Consider the following 16,783-nt stretch of genomic DNA (forward strand, 5'->3'; position numbering starts at 1 on the left):
GTGAATTCGGCGCTCGGCTAGATCACCGTGAAGTCGGCGCTCGGCTAGAGCGCCGCCCGCTGTTTCCTGTGTCTGGCCCAGAGCCACTTCTGGGCCAGCAGGGTCAGGGTGCCCGCCAGGACGATGCCGAGCAGGTTCAGCAGGAGCTGGTAGGTCGAGCCGGCCGTCTGGTTCGTGTCGCCGTAGGCGAGGGCCACGGCGGCGTTGGCGGCGGCCGGGACGGTGGTCACGGAAATGGCCACGCCCACCAGGGCGCCCGACTTGGCGGAGGTCAGGGAGAGGGTGCCGGCGATGCCGGCGAGGACCGCCACGATGAACGAGAAGGCGTCGGGGGCGTAGACGAACGCCGTGTTGGGGCGCTTGCCCTCCAGGTCGGAGTCGTGGAAGAGGCCGACGGCGTCCATGAACACGGTGAAGCCGACCGTCACCGCCATCGCCAGGGCGAAGCCCACGAGCAGCGCGGTCAGCGAGCGCAGCGCGAGACGTGGGTGACGCTGTACCAGGGCCGTGCAGAAGCCGGCGAGTGGACCGAACTCCGGTCCCACCGCCATGGCGCCGACGATCAGGATGGCGTTGTCCAGGACCACACCGCAGGCCGCGATCATCGTGGCCAGGGTGATGAAGGCGATGTAGGTGACCGACAGGGTCGACTCCTCGTGGGTCGCCTCGGTCAGGCCCTCCCAGAGCACCGCGTCCGCGCCCTCACCCGGTGCCTCGGCCTCGGCCTTGTCGGCGTGCCGGGACAGTGAGAGGCCGATGTCCTCCACGGCGATCGAGCCGGTGTCGTCCAGCCCCAACCGGCGCAGCCCGCCGATGAGTTCGTCGCCCGCCTCGCGTGCCACGTCGCACAGCACGAGGTCTCCGGCGGGGTTGCGGGCGGCGGCCGGCAGCACGACGAGGTGGGCGGTACCGACCGTGTTCTCGATCAGCCGCACCACCTCGTCCGTCGTCTCGGCGGGGGTGATCAGGCGCAGATGCAGCATGACGCCTTTTTAACAGGCGTCCATGGACACGTCACAGCTTGCGCAGGCGCAGGCGCTGGACCTTGTGGTCCGGGCCCTTGCGGACGACGAGGGTGGCGCGGCCCCGGGTGGGGGCGATGTTCTCGACCAGGTTGGGCTTGTTGATGGTCCGCCACAGGGCGCGGGCGTAGTCGAGGGCCTCGTCCTCGGAGACCTGGGTGTACTTGCGGAAGTACGAGTCCGGGTCCTGGAAGGCGGTCTGGCGCAGCTTCTTGAAGCGGCTGAGGTACCAGTGCTCGATGTCCTCGACGCCCGCGTCGACGTACACGCTGAAGTCGAAGTAGTCGGCGAGGCCGACCCGGGTGCGGCCGTCCGTGCCGGGCAGGGCGGGCTGCAGGACGTTCAGGCCCTCGACGATGAGGATGTCGGGCCGGCGCACCGTGAGCTTCTCGCCGGGCACGATGTCGTAGATGAGGTGCGAGTAGACGGGCGCGGACACCTCGTCCTTGCCGGCCTTGATGTCGGCGACGAACCGAGTCAGTGCCCGGCGGTCGTACGACTCCGGGAAGCCCTTGCGCGACATCATGCCGCGGGCCTCCAGTTCCCTGGTGGGCAGCAGGAAGCCGTCGGTGGTCACGAGTTCCACCCGGGGGTGCTCGGGCCAGCGTGAGAGCAGGGCCTGCAGCAGGCGGGCGACGGTCGACTTGCCCACCGCCACCGAGCCGGCGACCCCTATGACGAACGGGGTGCCGGACTGGGAACCCTGTTCCCCGAGAAAGGTGTTCAGCGCGGTTCTGAGCCCGTCGGTGGCGCCGACGTAGAGGTTCAGCAGCCGGGACAGCGGGAGGTAGATGTCCCGCACCTCGTCGAGGTCGATGACGTCGCCGAGGCCGCGCAGCTTCTCCACCTCCTCCGCGCTCAGGGGCAACGGCGTCTTGTCCCGCAGCGCGCTCCATTCGGCGCGTGTGAGGTCGACGTAGGGAGTCGCCTCCGGCCTGTGCCGGTGGGCGCTCCGGGGCATCGAGGAGACCGGTGAGATCACAGTCCATTGTTAACGGAGTTTGAACAGGGTCGTGGCGTGGGCTGCGTCACGTGCGGCGGAGCGGGTGTTCCCCGTCCGGACCTTCGTACCCCGGTGGGAATTTCTGATTTCGGGCACGCGGTGAACGTTTTGGTGGCCCTGTTGATCGTAGGGTGCCGTTCATGTGCGGAATTGTGGGATACGTGGGATCTCAGTCGGCGCTGGATGTCGTGATGGCCGGGCTGAGACGGCTGGAGTACCGGGGCTACGACTCGGCCGGCGTGGCCGTACAGGCGGACGGGGGGCTCGCCGCGGCGAAGAGGGCCGGGAAACTGGTCAACCTGGAGAAGGAACTGGTCGACCGCCCGCTGCCCGCGGGCTCGACGGGCATCGGACACACGCGGTGGGCCACACACGGCGGACCCACGGACGCGAACGCGCATCCGCATCTGGACAACGCGGGCCGGGTGGCCGTCGTCCACAACGGGATCATCGAGAACTTCGCGGTGCTGCGGGCCGAACTCGCCGAGCGGGGCCACGAACTGCTCTCCGAGACGGACACCGAGGTCGTCGCGCACCTGCTCACCGAGGAGTACTCCCGGACCACCGACCTCGCGGAGGCGATGCGGCTCGTGTGCCGGCGCCTGGAGGGCGCGTTCACCCTGGTCGCCGTCCACGCGGACGCGCCGGACGTGGTCGTGGGCGCGCGCCGCAACTCCCCGCTGGTCGTGGGGGTCGGCGAGGGCGAGGCGTTCCTCGCCTCCGACGTCGCCGCGTTCATCGAGCACACCCGCTCCGCCGTCGAACTCGGCCAGGACCAGGTGGTCGAACTGCGCCCGGACGGCGTCACGGTGACCGGCTTCGACGGCCGCCCCGCGGACGTGCACTCCTACCGCGTGGACTGGGACGCCTCCGCCGCCGAGAAGGGCGGTTACGACTACTTCATGCTCAAGGAGATCGCCGAGCAGCCCAAGGCGGTCGCCGACACCCTCCTCGGACGCATCGACGCGGCCGGCTCGCTCACCCTGGACGAGGTCCGCATCACCCCGCCCGAACTGCGCGAGCTGGACAAGGTCGTCATCGTCGCCTGCGGTACGGCCTTCCACGCCGGCCTGATCGCCAAGTACGCCATCGAGCACTGGACGCGGATCCCGTGCGAGGTGGAGCTGGCGAGCGAGTTCCGCTACCGGGACCCGATCCTGGACGGCCGGTCCCTGGTCGTCGCCATCTCCCAGTCCGGCGAGACCATGGACACCCTGATGGCGCTGCGGCACGCGCGCGAGCAGGGCTCGAAGGTCCTCGCCATCTGCAACACCAACGGCTCGACCATCCCCCGCGAGTCGGACGCGGTGCTCTACACGCACGCCGGGCCCGAGGTCGCGGTCGCCTCCACCAAGGCGTTCCTGACCCAGCTGGTCGCGTGCTACCTGGTCGCCCTGTACCTGGGCCAGGTGCGCGGCACCACGTGGGGCGACGAGATCCGCGCCGTCATCCGGGACCTCTCGCAGATCTCGGGCGCGGTCGAGCGGGTCCTCGAGACCATGGAGCCCGTACGCGCCCTCGCGCGCTCCCTCGCGGACAAGGACACCGTGCTGTTCCTCGGCCGGCACGTCGGATACCCGGTCGCCCTCGAAGGCGCGCTCAAGCTGAAGGAACTGGCGTACATGCACGCCGAGGGCTTCGCGGCGGGCGAGCTGAAGCACGGTCCGATCGCCCTGATCGAGAAGGACCTGCCGGTCGTCGTGATCGCGCCCTCACCGCGCGGGCGGTCCGTCCTCCACGACAAGATCGTGTCCAACATCCAGGAGATCCGGGCCCGGGGAGCGCGCACCATCGTGATCGCGGAGGAGGGCGACGAGGCGGTCGTGCCGTACGCGGACCACCTGATCCGGATCCCTGCCACCCCGACCCTGCTGCAGCCGCTCGTCGCCACGGTGCCGCTCCAGGTGTTCGCGTGCGAGCTGGCGACGGCGCGCGGCAACGAGGTGGACCAGCCCCGGAACCTGGCGAAGTCGGTGACGGTGGAGTGACCGGTGCCGGTGCCGGTGCCGGCGTTGGCGTCGGCGTCGGCGTCGCGGTCGTAGGCTGCCCGGTATGAGCATCATCGGGGTCGGGATCGACGTGGCCGAGATCGACCGGTTCGACGCGGCGCTGGAGCGCACGCCGGGGCTGGCCCAGCGGCTGTTCCTGGAGAGCGAGTTGCTGCTGGACAGCGGCGAGCGGCGCGGTATCGCCTCGCTGGCGGCGCGGTTCGCGGCCAAGGAGGCGCTGGCCAAGGCGCTCGGGGCACCGCCCGGGATGCTCTGGACCGACGCCGAGGTGTACGTCGAGGACAGCGGGCAGCCCCGGTTGCGGGTGAAGGGCACCGTGGCCGCGCGGGCGGCGGAGCTGGGCGTGCGGTCCTGGCACATCTCGCTCAGCCACGACGCGGGCATCGCGTCGGCGGTGGTGATCGCCGAGGGGTAGGCCGGGGGCGGCCCGAAGGGTAGGCCCGGGTGGCCCGACGGGTGGCCGTTCGCCGAGGGGCGGCCATCCGCGTGCGGCCCGGCCGGCATCCGGGGGAGACTCGGACCTATGCGTACTGCGTACAGCGTGGAGATGGTGAGGGCGGCCGAGCGGGCGTTGATGGCGCGGCTGGCGGAGGGCGCGCTCATGCAGCGGGCCGCCGCCGGACTGGCCGCGGCCTGCGCGGAGTTCCTCGGGCGGGTGTACGGCAGCCGGGTGGTGCTGCTCGTCGGCAGCGGCGACAACGGCGGGGACGCGCTGTACGCCGGGGCCCGGCTGGCGCGCCGCGGGGCGGGGGTCACCGCCGTGCTGCTCACGCCCGAGCGCGCCCATGCCGGGGGACTGGACGCCCTGCGGCGGGCCGGGGGAACCGTCGTCGCGGCCCAGGGCACGGGAGACGGCGCGGCTGCCGAGCGGGTGATCGCGTCCGCCGACCTGGTCGTGGACGGGATCGTCGGAATCGGGGGGCAGGGCGGACTGCGGCCCGACGCCGAGCGGTTGGCCGCGGCCGTCGAGCGGTCCCGGGCCGGTGTCGTCGCCGTGGACCTGCCCAGCGGGATCGAGGCCGACACGGGGCAGGTCCGCGGGGCGGCACTCGCGGCCGACCTCACCGTCACCTTCGGGGCGTACAAGCCGGGGCTGCTGATCGACCCCGGGCGGGAGTACGCCGGGGTCGTGCGGCTGGTCGACATCGGGCTCGAACCGCCCGCCGACGCCGAACTGGAGTCCCTGCAGCACGCCGACGTGGCGCGGCTGCTGCCCGTGCCCGTGGCGGAGAGCGACAAGTACCGGCGAGGGGTCGTCGGGATCGCCGCCGGGTCCGCACGGTACCCGGGGGCCGCCGTGCTCGCCGTCTCCGGCGCGCTGCGGGGCGGGGCCGGGGCCGTACGGTACGTCGGACCCGCCGGGGACGCCGTCATCGCGCGGTTCCCGGAGACCCTCGTCTCCGACCGGGGAGCGGCGAAGGCCGGGCGCGTGCAGGCGTGGGTCGTCGGGCCCGGCGCCGGGGACGACGCGGAGAGCGTCGCCGAGGTGCTCGGCACGGACGTGCCGGTGCTGCTGGACGCCGACGGGCTGCGGCTGGCGGAGCGGGACGTGGTGCGCGGGCGTACGGCGCCGACCCTGATGACGCCGCACGCCGGGGAGGCGGCGGCCCTGCTGGGGGTGCGCCGGGAGGAGGTCGAGGGGGCGCGGCTGGCCGCAGTACGGGAACTCGCGGCCCTGTACCGCTCGACCGTGCTGCTGAAGGGATCGACCACCCTGGTGGCCGGCTTCGAGGGCGGTCCGGTACGGGTCAACGCCACGGGGACCGCGTGGCTCGCCACGGCGGGCAGCGGGGACGTGCTGTCGGGACTCGCCGGATCCCTGCTGGCCTCCGGACTGTCCGCGCGGGACGCCGGAAGCGTGGCCGCCCATCTGCACGGCCTCGCCGGACGGTTCGCCGCGGAGGGGGCACCGGCGGGGGCGCACGACATCGCGGACCGGATCCCCGAGGCGTGGCGGGACGTCGTACGAGGGTGAGGAGCCGCGCGTCCGGCCGACCGCGTGACCGGCGTCGGTGACCGGGTCCGCCACGCCGTGTACGGCAGTATGGACACGGCCGACGGTTCCTTAGGCCGCGCGCAGAGAGAGCAGAGAGCGCAGAGAAGGCGGAACCGGGCGTACGTGTGGGGGCGGCGGCCGGGCAGCGGGGAAGACACCGTCGAGGAGTGCGACCGGGGGGCTGCCGTAGCCCTCTGAGAGACTGGGGGCGCCATGAGTGAGACTTCAGCTGTGCCGACCGCGCATCTGCGTGCCCGCGCCGAGATCGATCTGGGTGCGCTGCGCGCCAATGTACGCGTGCTGCGTGAGCGGGCGAAGGGCGCGGCCCTGATGGCCGTCGTCAAGTCCGACGCGTACGGCCACGGAGCGGTCCAGTGCGCCAGCGCGGCCCTCGACGCCGGGGCGACCTGGCTCGGCACGGCCACGCCCGAGGAGGCGCTGGCGCTGCGCGCGGCCGGCCTGCCGGGGCGCGTCATGTGCTGGCTCTGGGTCCCCGGCGGCCCCTGGCGGCAGGCCGTGGAGGCGGACATCGACGTGTCCGTCAGCGGGATGTGGGCGCTGCGCGAGGTGACGGAGGCCGCGCGGGCCGCCGGCCCGACCGCACGCGTCCAGCTGAAGGCCGACACCGGGCTCGGCCGCAGCGGCTGCCAGCCCGCCGACTGGTTCGAACTGGTGGCCGGGGCCCTGCGCGCCGAGTCGGAGGGCCTGATCCGGGTCACCGGACTGTGGTCCCACTTCGCCTGCGCCGACGAACCCGGCCACCCCTCCATCGCCGCGCAGCTCGCCCGGTTCCGGGAGATGGTGGCGTACGCGGAGGAGCGGGGCGTGCGCCCCGAGGTGCGGCACATCGCCAACTCCCCGGCCACGCTGACCCTTCCGGAGACCCACTTCGACCTGGTCCGTACCGGTATCGCCCTGTACGGCATCTCGCCCAGCCCGGAGCTGGGCACCCCCGCCGACTTCGGGCTGCGTCCGGTGATGACGCTCAGCGCGTCGCTGGCCCTGGTCAAGCGCGCCCCGGGCGGACACGGCGTCAGCTACGGCCACCACTACGTCACGGCCGGCGACACCACCCTCGGCCTCGTTCCGGTGGGCTACGCGGACGGCATCCCGCGGCACGCCTCCGGCACCGGTCCGGTGCTCGTCGACGGCAAGTGGCGGACGGTCGCCGGGCGGGTCGCGATGGACCAGTTCGTGGTCGACCTGGGCGGCGACGAGCCCCCGGTGGGCAGCGAGGCCGTGCTGTTCGGTCCCGGCGACCGGGGCGAGCCCACCGCCGAGGACTGGGCCCAGGCGTGCGGCACCATCGCGTACGAGATCGTCACCCGGATCGGAACGCGTGTCCCGCGCGTCTACGTGGACGGGGAGCGACCAGAACAGGGCTGACCCCGGCGGGCCTTCGGGCCGCGGGACCGGGTGAGTTCCTCTCGGCCCGCTCCCGCTCCGGCGGGAATCCGGCGGGAACCGGTACGACCCCAGCAGTAACCGGTACGACCCCAGCGATAATCCGACAGGCGACACCACCCGTTCGACCCATGTGGCGAACTGCAGTACGGCGAAGAGGAGCGGTACGTGAGCGAGAGCAGTGCGGAGGCCGTGGCGGACGCCGTCGCCTCGGTGGCCGCGGCCTCCGCCGCCGGCGCGGCCGGGGGGAGCTGGCGCAGGGCGACCGGCATCGCCGGTGCCGCGATAGGCGTCATCGCCGCGGGCGCGGCCGCGGGTGTCGCCATAGAGCGGATGACGGTGGGGCGCGGGATGCGCCGCAAGGCCCGGCTGGCGCTGGACTCGACGGGTCCGTACGGCACCCTGCGCGGCACCCCGGGCAAGGCGTACGCCGACGACGGCACCGAGCTGTACTACGAGGTCGACGACGTCGAGCCGGACCCGGGTCCGCAGGTCTCCCCGCGCCGCCGCCGGCTCTTCGGCCGCAAGGCGCCCGCGCCGGTCACCGTCGTCTTCAGCCACGGCTACTGCCTCAACCAGGACTCCTGGCACTTCCAGCGGGCGGCCCTGCGCGGGGTCGTGCGCAGCGTGTACTGGGACCAGCGCAGCCACGGGCGCTCCGGGCGGGGCGTGGCCGAGACCCGGGACAAGGAGCCCGTGACCATCGAGGAACTCGGCCGCGATCTGAAGGCCGTGCTCGACGCCGCCGTACCGGAGGGCCCGATCGTGCTGGTCGGCCACTCGATGGGCGGGATGACGGTGATGGCGCTGGCCGACCAGTACCCGGAGCTGATCCGGGACCGGGTGGTCGCCACCGCCTTCGTCGGCACCTCCTCCGGGCGGCTCGGCGAGGTCGACTTCGGCCTGCCGCTGGCCGGGGTCAACGCGGTGCGCCGGATCCTGCCCGGGGTGCTGAAGGCGCTCGGGCAGCAGGCGGAACTGGTGGAGCGGGGCCGGCGGGCGACCGCCGACCTGTTCGCCGGGGTCATCAAGCGGTACTCGTTCGCGGGGCGGGACGTCGACCCGGCGGTCGCCCGGTTCGCGGAGCGGATGATCGAGTCCACGCCGATCGACGTGGTCGCCGAGTTCTACCCGGCCTTCACCGACCACGACAAGACGCAGGCCCTGGCCTGTTTCCGGGACTTCCCGGTGCTCGTGCTGGCCGGGATCCAGGACCTGGTCACGCCCAGCGAGCACAGCGAGGTCATCGCCGACCTGCTCCCGGAGGCCGAGCTGGTGCTGGTGCCGGACGCCGGGCACCTGGTGATGCTGGAACACCCGGAAGTGGTCACCGACCGCCTCGCCGACCTGCTCACCCGCGCGGGTGCCGTGCCGGCAGGCGCTACCGTAATTGGCTATGGAACGACCAGCAGCACCGGCAGCATCGCACCGCCCCGCTGAGACCCGGCTGACCGTCACCTCTCCCGAGCGGATGCGGGAGCTGGGCAGGCAGCTGGCCAAGCTGCTGCGCGCGGGCGACCTGGTGATGCTCTCCGGTGAACTCGGCGCGGGCAAGACGACGCTGACCCGCGGGCTCGGCGAGGGGCTCGGGGTGCGGGGTGCGGTCACCTCGCCGACCTTCGTGATCGCCCGCGTGCACCCCTCGCTGGGCGACGGCCCGCCGCTCGTCCACGTCGACGCCTACCGGCTCGGCGGCGGACTCGACGAGATGGAGGACCTCGACCTCGACGTCTCGCTGCCCGACTCGGTGATCGTCGTGGAGTGGGGCGAGGGCAAGGTCGAGGAACTGACCGACGACCGGCTCCAGGTCGTCATCCACCGAGCGGTCGGCGACACCACGGACGAACTGCGTCACGTCACCCTGACCGGACTCGGACAGCGATGGGCGTCCGCAGAACTGGAAACCCTCACAGCCTGACGGGCCGGGCACCGGTCCATCGGCCCGCCAGCCCGCCGGTCCTCGATCCATCGGTCTGCCGGTCCGCCAGTTCATCGGCCCACCAGCCGACCGGCCCGCCGGGCGTCACCGGCAAATCGGTCCGCCGAGCCACCGGGCGCCACCGGGCCCATCGGTCCGCCTTGCCACCGGCCCACCGAGTGCCACCGGGCCAAGGGCCTGTTGGTCCGCTTAGCCATCGGGCGTTATCGGGCCCATCGGTCCGCCGGGCACACCGGCCCAGCGAGTGCCACCGGGCCAAGGGCCTGTTGGTCCGCCGGGCCATCGGCCCATCGGCCTGCCAGTCGACGGCCGACCGGCCCGCTGGGCGCCACCGGCAAATCGGTCCGCCGAGCCACCGGGCGCCACCGGGCCCATCGGTCCGCCTTGCCACCGGCCCACCGAGCGTCACCGATCCCATCGGTCCGCCTTGCCACCGGCCCACCGAGCGTCACCGGGCCGAGGGCCTATTGGTCCGTCGGGCCAGCCGCTCATGGTCACGTCCGGTGGAGTGGTGTATCGACGGCCACCCACCCACCGGGCCACCGGCCCACCAGCCGATCGGCCCACCGGCCCATCGGTCCGCCGGTCCATCGGGCCACCCGCCCACCGGGCCGCCGGCTTACCGGCCCACCAACCCACCGGCCCGCCAGCCCCTCTTTCCGACAAGCCGTCGGGAACATATTGCGCAGGACGTCCGGGCGTGGTCACATGGTACCCAGTCCGTAGTTAGGTGCACCTAAGTACGTCTGCCCCCGCAGCTCAGGAGGCGCCCATGCCCGCTTCTGGTCCCACGGAACAGCCCTCGCGGCCCCTGCCCGCCGGGGTGTCCATGCGCGCTCTGCTGGCGTCGTGCGCGGCTGCGGACGCCGTCTCCAGACCCCCGCGCGAGCCGGACCCCGAGACGACCGGGGCGACCGAGACGACTGAGGCGACCGAGACGACTGAGGTGACTGGGACGACTGAGGTGACTGGGGCGACTGAGGTGAACGAGACGACCGGGGCGGCCGGGGGGCGCCGTGCCGCGGCCTAGCGGATCACGATCACCGGTACCCCGATCGTCGCGAACTTCCACATCTCCTCGCCGTCAGGCCGCGTCTCCCGGATGCCGCCCGTCTTCACGGACTCGGTGTCCGCGGGCGCGCCGCCGGTCACGGCCGCGCTGAAGCCGATCACCACGTCGTTCACGCTGGTGAAGCGCACGACGTGCTCGACGGGGACGCCGTCGGTCCCGGTGACCGCGTTCGAGCGGGACGTGACCCAGTAGTGGCCCGGTGCCGGGTCGACGGCGCCGGGGTGCACGGGGAAGGTGCGCTGCACCCGGCCCCGGTCGTCGACCAGCCAGACCCGGTCGTCGTCCACCGAGTACACGACCCGTTCACCCTTGCCGGAACCGCCCGGCAGCGCGGTCGGGTGGCGCCGGTCGCGCGGGGCCTTGCTGGGGGCCGCCGAGGGCGACGTGGCGGCCCCGGACGGGCCGGTGAGGTTCGCCGGAACGTGCGCCTGCGCCTGGTAGGCGAGGAGTCCGACCGTGCCGACGGCCACCGCGGTGAGGCCGGCCACGATCCCGGAGCTGGTCCCTGCCACGTCCGCCCACCTCTGCCTCGCGTGGATATGTCGTACTTCGTACAGACCGTAGCAGCCAGTCACCGCCCCACCGGTACGGGCGTGCATCAGGCGCGGGCGCCGTAGGCTGTTCGCGTGCTCTTGCTCGCTCTGGATACCGCCACCCCCGCCGTCACCGTCGCCCTGCACGACGGCACGCACGTCATCGCCTCGTCGAGCCAGGTGGACGCCCGCCGGCACGGGGAGCTGCTGCTGCCGGCCGTCGACCGCGTGCTCACCGAGGCGGGGCTCACGCTGGACGCCGTCACCGGGATCGTCGTCGGCACCGGGCCCGGCCCCTACACCGGGCTGCGCGTCGGTCTGATGACCGCCGACACCTTCGGCCTCGCGCTCGGCGTCCCCGTCCACGGCCTGTGCACGCTGGACGGCCTCGCCTACGCCGCCGACATCGAGAAGGGCCCCTTCGTCGTGGCGACCGACGCCCGGCGCAAGGAGGTCTACTGGGCGACCTACGCCGACTCCCGCACCCGGCTCACCGGCCCCGCCGTCGACCGCCCGGCCGACATCGCGGAGCGGGTCGCCGGGCTCCCCGCGGTCGGCGCGGGCGCGCTGCTGTACCCCGACACGTTCCCGAGCGCCCACGAGCCCGAGCACGTGTCCGCCGCCGCGCTCGCCTCGCTGGCCGCCGGGAAACTGGCCGCGGGCGAGGAGCTGCCGGAGCCCCGGCCGCTGTACCTGCGCCGCCCCGACGCGCAGGTGCCCAGGAACTACAAGGTGGTCACGCCCAAGTGACCGTGCAGCTGCGCGAGATGCGCTGGTGGGACATCGACCGGGTCCTGGAGCTGGAGAAGAACCTCTTCCCCGAGGACACCTGGTCCCGGGGCATGTTCTGGTCCGAGCTGGCCCACGCCCGGGGCCCCGTGTCGACCCGGCGCTACCTCGTCGCCGAGCAGGGCGAGCGGATCGTCGGCTACGCGGGCCTGGCGGCCTCCGGTGACCAGGGCGACGTCCAGACCATCGCCGTCGCCCGCGAGCTCCAGGGCACCGGCCTCGGCGCCCGGCTGCTGACCGAGCTGCTGAAGGCCGCGACGGCCTTCGAGTGCGCCGAGGTCATGCTCGAGTGCCGGGTCGACAACGTCCGCGCCCAGAAGCTCTACGAGCGCTTCGGCTTCGCCCCCATCGGTTTCAGACGCGGCTACTACCAGCCGGGCAATGTGGACGCCCTGGTGATGCGCCTGACCGACCCTTCCTCATCAGTACAAGGAACCGACACCCATGGCTGACGAACCTCTCGTCCTCGGCATCGAGACCTCTTGCGACGAGACCGGCGTCGGCATCGTCCGCGGCACCACCCTGCTGGCCGACGCCGTCGCCTCCAGCGTCGACGAGCACGCCCGCTTCGGCGGTGTCGTCCCCGAGGTGGCGTCCCGCGCGCACCTGGAGGCGATGGTCCCCACCATCGCCCGTGCGCTGAAGGAGGCCGGCGTCTCGGCGAAGGACCTCGACGGCATCGCCGTGACCGCCGGGCCCGGCCTCGCCGGTGCGCTGCTGGTCGGCGTCTCGGCGGCCAAGGCGTACGCCTACGCCCTCGGCAAGCCCCTCTACGGCGTCAACCACCTCGCCTCCCACATCTGCGTGGACCAGCTGGAGCACGGCCCGCTGCCCGAGCCGACCATGGCCCTGCTGGTCTCCGGCGGCCACTCCTCGCTGCTGCTGTCCGAGGACATCACCTCCGACGTCCGCCCCCTGGGCGCGACGATCGACGACGCGGCAGGCGAGGCCTTCGACAAGATCGCCCGCGTGCTGAACCTCGGCTTCCCGGGCGGCCCGGTCATCGACCGCTACGCCCGCGAGGGCGACCCGGCGGCGATCGCCTTCCCGCGTGGTCTGACCGGCCCGCGCGACCCCGCCTACGACTTCTCCTTCTCCGGTCTCAAGACGGCCGTGGCCCGCTGGATCGAGGCCCGGCGGGCGGCCGGCGAGGAGGTCCCGGTCCGTGACGTGTCCGCCTCCTTCCAGGAGGCCGTGGTGGACGTCCTCACCCGCAAGGCCGTGCGCGCCTGCAAGGACGAGGGGGTCGACCACCTGATGATCGGCGGCGGTGTGGCCGCCAACTCCCGGCTGCGCGCCCTCGCCCAGGAGCGCTGCGAGGCCGCCGGGATCCGGCTGCGCGTCCCGCGCCCCAAGCTGTGCACGGACAACGGCGCGATGGTCGCCGCGCTCGGCGCCGAGATGGTCGCCCGCAACCGGGCCGCCTCGGACTGGGACCTGTCCGCCGACTCCTCCCTGCCGGTCACCGAGACCCATGTCCCCGGCGGCCACGACCATGTGCACGAGGTCAGCAAGGAGAACCTGTACTCGTGACCGTCGCGCTGATGTGGGAGGCCCGTGCGGTCGACGGGCGGGGCGCGGAGCTGCTCGCCTGGGTTCGTGAACAGCCCCTGGCCGACGAGCCGTTGCGGCGGGAGACCTTCCGCGCGCCGCGGGACCGGGTGCTGGTCGTCACGTGGTGGGACGCGTCGTACGACGCCGAGCTGCCCGAACTGCCCGAGCCGGCCCCGGAGTTGGTGACCCGGGCCGTGCACCGCTGGCGTTTCGAGTCGGTGGCCGACGACCGAGGTTGAGGTGTCCGCCCCGGCTGGGCTATGATCATCACACAGCGAACGGCCGCAACAACGGCCCGGACGCAGTGCGTTGGTGGTCCAAGGAAAGACGTCCCGCTTCCTGCGGGGAGATGCAGGTGCAAGGCCTGCCCGGCGCTCCACACGAAACCCGCTCCCGGTTCTCCGGGAGTGGGTTTCGCCGTTCGCGGCCTCAGGCCGGGTCCGTCACGACCGGCCGCCTGGCCGAAACTTTCGGTGCCGCGCCCGGTGATGCCGCGCTCAGTGATGCTCCGCCCGTTGATGCCGGGGCGGGGGCACGTGTTCAGCGGCGTCCTGCCCCCTGCGACCGGACCGCGGACGCACCCGCTCCCGGAGCCTGCGGTGCCTTCGCCGCCCGCCGCTCCTTCACCTGTGCGTACGCCATCAGGCCGAACAGCACCGCGAGCAGCACCGCCGAGGAACCGGCCGTCCCCAGGTCCAGGCCGCCCTTGGCGACCGGCTTGGTGAGGAAGTCGCCGGCCGTGGCGCCCAGCGGACGGGTCAGCACGAACGCCACCCAGAACAGCAGCACGTTCGGGACGGCCGGCACCTTCATCAGCGCGAGCAGGACCAGCAGCAGGCCGGTGATCAGGGCCGCGCCGCCCAGGTAGCCGAGGCCGGAGCTGTCGGAGAGGAAGTCGCCCATCGAGGTGCCGAGGGTGTTGGACACCAGGATCGCCGACCAGAACAGCGCCTCGCCCCTGAAGGTGACGATCTCGGTGATCTGGAAGGTCATCCCGCTCAGCTTCCAGGCGAGGAAGATCGCCAGCAGGACCGAGACGAGAATGGCCGCGCCGACCGGGTAGCCGAGGCCGAGCCCCTGCGGGCCCCACCCGAGCTTCGTGGCGCCGCCCGAGAGGTACTCGGCGCTGGCGTCGCGGTTCATGAAGTCGGACATCGTGGTGCCGGCCATGGAGGTCGACAGGATCACGGTCCAGTAGAAGAACGGGTTGTAGTGGGACGAGCGCAGCTGGATCACCAGCGTCACCACGAAGATCAGGAAGAGGGCGATCGTGGTGAGGAAGTAGCCGAGCTTCAGCGTCTGCGAGAACAGGTCGCCGGCCGTCTCGCCCAGCGTCGTCGCGGCGATCTTCATGATCCAGAAGGCCAGGGTCACCTCTGGCAGCTTCTTCATCACGGACTTCGGGGTCGGTACGGACTTCGGGGTCGTCAAGGGTGCTCCTGGCGAGGCGTGGGGGGGTTGACACGGGGGCTGATACGGGGGCGAATCCTGGCGTATCGGTGCAAAGTTCTCGACGTGCCCCGCGCGTCACCGGAAAAAAAATCTCGAAGAATCCTGTCGAGGGTGTCGATCCGGGGTTCTCCCGTTCGACGCGTGGGTGAGTGGCGGGGACCGGCCCTGCCGCCTCGGCCGAACCCGACGGAAACCTGTGTAACCCTGTGTAACCCTATGGAATCCGACGGAACCCGACCGAAACCGACTGAAGGAGTCACCATGCCCCGCTACCTGTCGATCGTGCACATCGACGAGTCCACCGCTCCCGCCGGCGGCCCCAGCGAGGAGCTGATGCAGCGGATGGGCGAGCTGATCGAGGAGATCACCAAGGCCGGCGTCATGCTCGACACGGCCGGCCTCACCCCGTCCGCGCAGGCCTCCACGGTGCGCTGGCAGGACGGCAAGCTGTCTGTCACCGACGGGCCGTTCACCGAGTCCAAGGAGGTCATCGGCGGCTACGCGCTCATGCAGTGCAAGGACAAGGCCGAGGCGCTGGAGTGGGCCTCGCGGTTCCTGAAGGTCCACGAGGACTACTGGACCGTCTCGTGCGAGGTCCGCGAGATCGCCGAGGGCTGAGCCGATCCCGCCGCCCGCCCCGCGGACCGATCGGGGTGTTACATGGTGGGTTGTGGAACCCGAACAGGAACCCCGGCCCACCGCGGCGAACGCGATCGAGACCGTCTTCCGCCTGGAGTCGCCCCGGGTGATCGCCGGCGTCGCCCGGATCGTCCGGGACGTCGGCATCGCCGAGGAACTGGCGCAGGACGCGCTCGTCGCCGCGCTGGAGCGGTGGCCCCGGGAGGGTGTGCCCGACAATCCCGGGGCCTGGCTCATGGCCACCGCCCGGCACCGCGCCGTCGACCTGATCCGGCGCCGCGAGACCTACGCCCGCAAGCTCGCCGAGATCGGCCGGGACCTGGAGACCGCGGCCCCGTTCGAGGAGCCGGCCGACCCCGAGGACATCGACGACGACCTGCTCCGGCTGGTCTTCACCACCTGCCACCCGGTGCTGTCCACCGAGGCCCGCACCGCCCTCACGCTGCGCCTGCTGGGCGGCCTGACCACGGCCGAGATCGCCCGCGCCTACCTCGTCCCCGAGGCGACGGTCGCCCAGCGCATCGTCCGCGCGAAGCGCACCCTGGCGACGCGCAACGTCGCCTTCGAGGTGCCGTACGGACCCGACCGCGAGGCCCGCCTCGGCTCGGTCCTCGACGTCATCTACCTGATCTTCAACGAGGGGTACGCGGCCACCACCGGCGACGACCTGCTGCGCCCCGGCCTGTGCGAGGACGCCCTGCGGCTGGCCCGCGTGCTCTCCTCCCTGATGCCGAAGGAACCCGAGGTGCACGCGCTGACCGCGCTGCTGGAGTTCCAGGCGTCCCGCACGGCCGCCCGCACGGGCCCGGACGGCACACCGGTGCTGCTCAGGGACCAGAACCGGCGCCGCTGGAACCGCCTGCTCATCACCCGCGGCGTCCGGGCCCTCGACCGCGCCGAGGCCACCTCCTCGGGCGCGCCCGGCCCCTACGTCCTCCAGGCGGCCATCGCCGCCAGTCACGCGCGCGCCTACACCTACGAGGAGACCGACTGGCGCGCGATCGCCACCCTGTACGCCCTGCTCGCGGCCCGGTCCCCGTCCCCGGTCGTCGAGCTGAACCGCGCCGTCGCCGTGTCGATGGCCGACGGGCCCGCCGAGGCCCTGCGCCTGGTCGACGCCCTCGCCGCCGAACCCGCCCTGCGCGACTACCACTTGCTGCCCAGCGTCCGCGGCGACCTGCTCGCCCGTCTCGGCCGCACGGCCGAGGCACGCGCGGAGTTCGAACGGGCCGCCTCCCTCGCCCGCAACGAACGCGAGCGGCAGCTGCTGCTGCGCCGGGCGGCGGCGCAGGACATGTGAGCGAACCGGGGTCGACCGGGGTTGTCTGCTGCCACAATTGACGACCGGTCACGTGGCGAACGCTCACGTGA

Annotated in this window: 16 protein-coding genes; 12 read left to right on the forward strand and 4 right to left on the reverse strand. The window is 72.5% G+C overall.

Annotation, left to right across the window (positions count from 1 at the left end; genetic code table 11):
* Positions 1–44: 44 nt before the first annotated feature.
* Together ACGFYV_RS08075 and coaA are read right to left on the reverse strand one after the other, a co-directional pair.
* The gene (locus tag ACGFYV_RS08075; RefSeq protein ID WP_393877502.1) at positions 45–983 is read right to left on the reverse strand and encodes a DUF389 domain-containing protein; all 939 of its coding nucleotides are present in this window, start codon (positions 981–983) and stop codon (positions 45–47) included.
* A 31-nt stretch (positions 984–1,014) separates the two neighbouring features.
* Positions 1,015–1,983, reverse strand: a complete 969-nt coding sequence (coaA, locus tag ACGFYV_RS08080; RefSeq protein WP_393877553.1) for a type I pantothenate kinase — start codon at positions 1,981–1,983, stop codon at positions 1,015–1,017.
* Positions 1,984–2,165: 182 nt separating this feature from the next.
* Between coaA and glmS the strand changes: the two genes are divergently transcribed.
* The 6 genes from glmS (at position 2,166) to tsaE (ending at position 9,352) form a co-directional block, all read left to right on the forward strand.
* Positions 2,166–4,013, forward strand: coding sequence for a glutamine--fructose-6-phosphate transaminase (isomerizing) (gene glmS / locus ACGFYV_RS08085; protein ID WP_393877503.1), 1,848 nt, complete (start codon positions 2,166–2,168; stop codon positions 4,011–4,013).
* Positions 4,014–4,077: 64 nt separating this feature from the next.
* Positions 4,078–4,449: a holo-ACP synthase gene (locus tag ACGFYV_RS08090; protein WP_393877504.1), complete on the forward strand. Its 372-nt coding sequence runs from the start codon at positions 4,078–4,080 to the stop codon at positions 4,447–4,449.
* A gap of 108 nt (positions 4,450–4,557) precedes the next feature.
* Positions 4,558–6,009 (forward strand): NAD(P)H-hydrate dehydratase, encoded by a 1,452-nt coding sequence (locus ACGFYV_RS08095; protein ID WP_393877505.1) that lies wholly within the window; start codon positions 4,558–4,560, stop codon positions 6,007–6,009.
* A 234-nt stretch (positions 6,010–6,243) separates the two neighbouring features.
* Positions 6,244–7,416: an alanine racemase gene (gene alr / locus ACGFYV_RS08100; RefSeq protein ID WP_393877506.1), complete on the forward strand. Its 1,173-nt coding sequence runs from the start codon at positions 6,244–6,246 to the stop codon at positions 7,414–7,416.
* 186 nt (positions 7,417–7,602) lie between these two features.
* The gene (locus ACGFYV_RS08105) at positions 7,603–8,874 is read left to right on the forward strand and encodes an alpha/beta fold hydrolase (RefSeq protein WP_393877507.1); all 1,272 of its coding nucleotides are present in this window, start codon (positions 7,603–7,605) and stop codon (positions 8,872–8,874) included.
* The gene (gene tsaE / locus ACGFYV_RS08110) at positions 8,831–9,352 is read left to right on the forward strand and encodes a tRNA (adenosine(37)-N6)-threonylcarbamoyltransferase complex ATPase subunit type 1 TsaE (RefSeq protein WP_393877508.1); all 522 of its coding nucleotides are present in this window, start codon (positions 8,831–8,833) and stop codon (positions 9,350–9,352) included. Before ACGFYV_RS08105 ends, tsaE begins: the two co-directional genes overlap by 44 nt.
* 1,047 nt (positions 9,353–10,399) lie before the next feature.
* Here tsaE and ACGFYV_RS08115 read toward each other — a convergent pair.
* Complete coding sequence (locus ACGFYV_RS08115) at positions 10,400–10,957, reverse strand: hypothetical protein (protein WP_393877509.1); 558 nt, start codon at positions 10,955–10,957, stop codon at positions 10,400–10,402.
* 114 nt (positions 10,958–11,071) lie between these two features.
* Here ACGFYV_RS08115 and tsaB point away from each other — a divergent pair, with 114 nt between their 5' ends.
* From tsaB to ACGFYV_RS08135, 4 genes are read left to right on the forward strand one after another with little or no spacing between them, the layout of a single operon-like run.
* Entirely contained in the window at positions 11,072–11,728 is a 657-nt protein-coding gene (gene tsaB, locus ACGFYV_RS08120) for a tRNA (adenosine(37)-N6)-threonylcarbamoyltransferase complex dimerization subunit type 1 TsaB (protein ID WP_393877510.1), read from the forward strand.
* 17 nt (positions 11,729–11,745) lie between these two features.
* Positions 11,746–12,219, forward strand: coding sequence for a ribosomal protein S18-alanine N-acetyltransferase (rimI, locus tag ACGFYV_RS08125; protein ID WP_393877554.1), 474 nt, complete (start codon positions 11,746–11,748; stop codon positions 12,217–12,219).
* Positions 12,212–13,300 carry a tRNA (adenosine(37)-N6)-threonylcarbamoyltransferase complex transferase subunit TsaD gene (gene tsaD / locus ACGFYV_RS08130; RefSeq protein WP_393877511.1) on the forward strand — a complete coding sequence of 363 codons (1,089 nt, stop codon included), beginning with the start codon at positions 12,212–12,214 and terminating at the stop codon, positions 13,298–13,300. The genes rimI and tsaD overlap by 8 nt, the downstream gene beginning before the upstream one ends.
* Entirely contained in the window at positions 13,297–13,560 is a 264-nt protein-coding gene (locus ACGFYV_RS08135) for a hypothetical protein (RefSeq protein WP_393877512.1), read from the forward strand. Before tsaD ends, ACGFYV_RS08135 begins: the two co-directional genes overlap by 4 nt.
* 301 nt (positions 13,561–13,861) lie before the next feature.
* On the opposite strand, the gene ACGFYV_RS08140 is transcribed toward ACGFYV_RS08135, so the two are convergent.
* On the reverse strand, positions 13,862–14,752 hold the full coding sequence (locus ACGFYV_RS08140) for a hypothetical protein (RefSeq protein WP_393877513.1): 891 nt from the start codon (positions 14,750–14,752) through the stop codon (positions 13,862–13,864).
* A gap of 282 nt (positions 14,753–15,034) precedes the next feature.
* Between ACGFYV_RS08140 and ACGFYV_RS08145 the strand changes: the two genes are divergently transcribed.
* Together ACGFYV_RS08145 and ACGFYV_RS08150 are read left to right on the forward strand one after the other, a co-directional pair.
* The gene (locus tag ACGFYV_RS08145) at positions 15,035–15,391 is read left to right on the forward strand and encodes a YciI family protein (RefSeq protein WP_393877514.1); all 357 of its coding nucleotides are present in this window, start codon (positions 15,035–15,037) and stop codon (positions 15,389–15,391) included.
* 52 nt (positions 15,392–15,443) lie between these two features.
* On the forward strand, positions 15,444–16,712 hold the full coding sequence (locus ACGFYV_RS08150) for an RNA polymerase sigma factor (protein WP_393877515.1): 1,269 nt from the start codon (positions 15,444–15,446) through the stop codon (positions 16,710–16,712).
* The last annotated feature ends 71 nt before the right edge of the window (positions 16,713–16,783 follow it).

This window comes from Streptomyces sp. NPDC048297, from assembly GCF_043201585.1.
Lineage (GTDB): Bacteria > Actinomycetota > Actinomycetes > Streptomycetales > Streptomycetaceae > Streptomyces.

Bases quoted from the DNA above. Each gene is read 5' to 3' on its own strand.
- alr (WP_393877506.1), top strand. From the start codon at position 6,244: ATGAGTGAGACTTCAGCTGTGCCGACCGCGCATCTGCGTGCCCGCGCC.
- ACGFYV_RS08145 (WP_393877514.1), top strand. From the start codon at position 15,035: ATGCCCCGCTACCTGTCGATCGTGCACATCGACGAGTCCACCGCTCCC.
- ACGFYV_RS08075 (WP_393877502.1), bottom strand. From the start codon at position 983: ATGCTGCATCTGCGCCTGATCACCCCCGCCGAGACGACGGACGAGGTG.
- ACGFYV_RS08095 (WP_393877505.1), top strand. From the start codon at position 4,558: ATGCGTACTGCGTACAGCGTGGAGATGGTGAGGGCGGCCGAGCGGGCG.
- rimI (WP_393877554.1), top strand. From the start codon at position 11,746: ATGCGCTGGTGGGACATCGACCGGGTCCTGGAGCTGGAGAAGAACCTC.
- coaA (WP_393877553.1), bottom strand. From the start codon at position 1,983: ATGCCCCGGAGCGCCCACCGGCACAGGCCGGAGGCGACTCCCTACGTC.
- tsaE (WP_393877508.1), top strand. From the start codon at position 8,831: ATGGAACGACCAGCAGCACCGGCAGCATCGCACCGCCCCGCTGAGACC.
- ACGFYV_RS08090 (WP_393877504.1), top strand. From the start codon at position 4,078: ATGAGCATCATCGGGGTCGGGATCGACGTGGCCGAGATCGACCGGTTC.
- tsaD (WP_393877511.1), top strand. From the start codon at position 12,212: ATGGCTGACGAACCTCTCGTCCTCGGCATCGAGACCTCTTGCGACGAG.
- glmS (WP_393877503.1), top strand. From the start codon at position 2,166: ATGTGCGGAATTGTGGGATACGTGGGATCTCAGTCGGCGCTGGATGTC.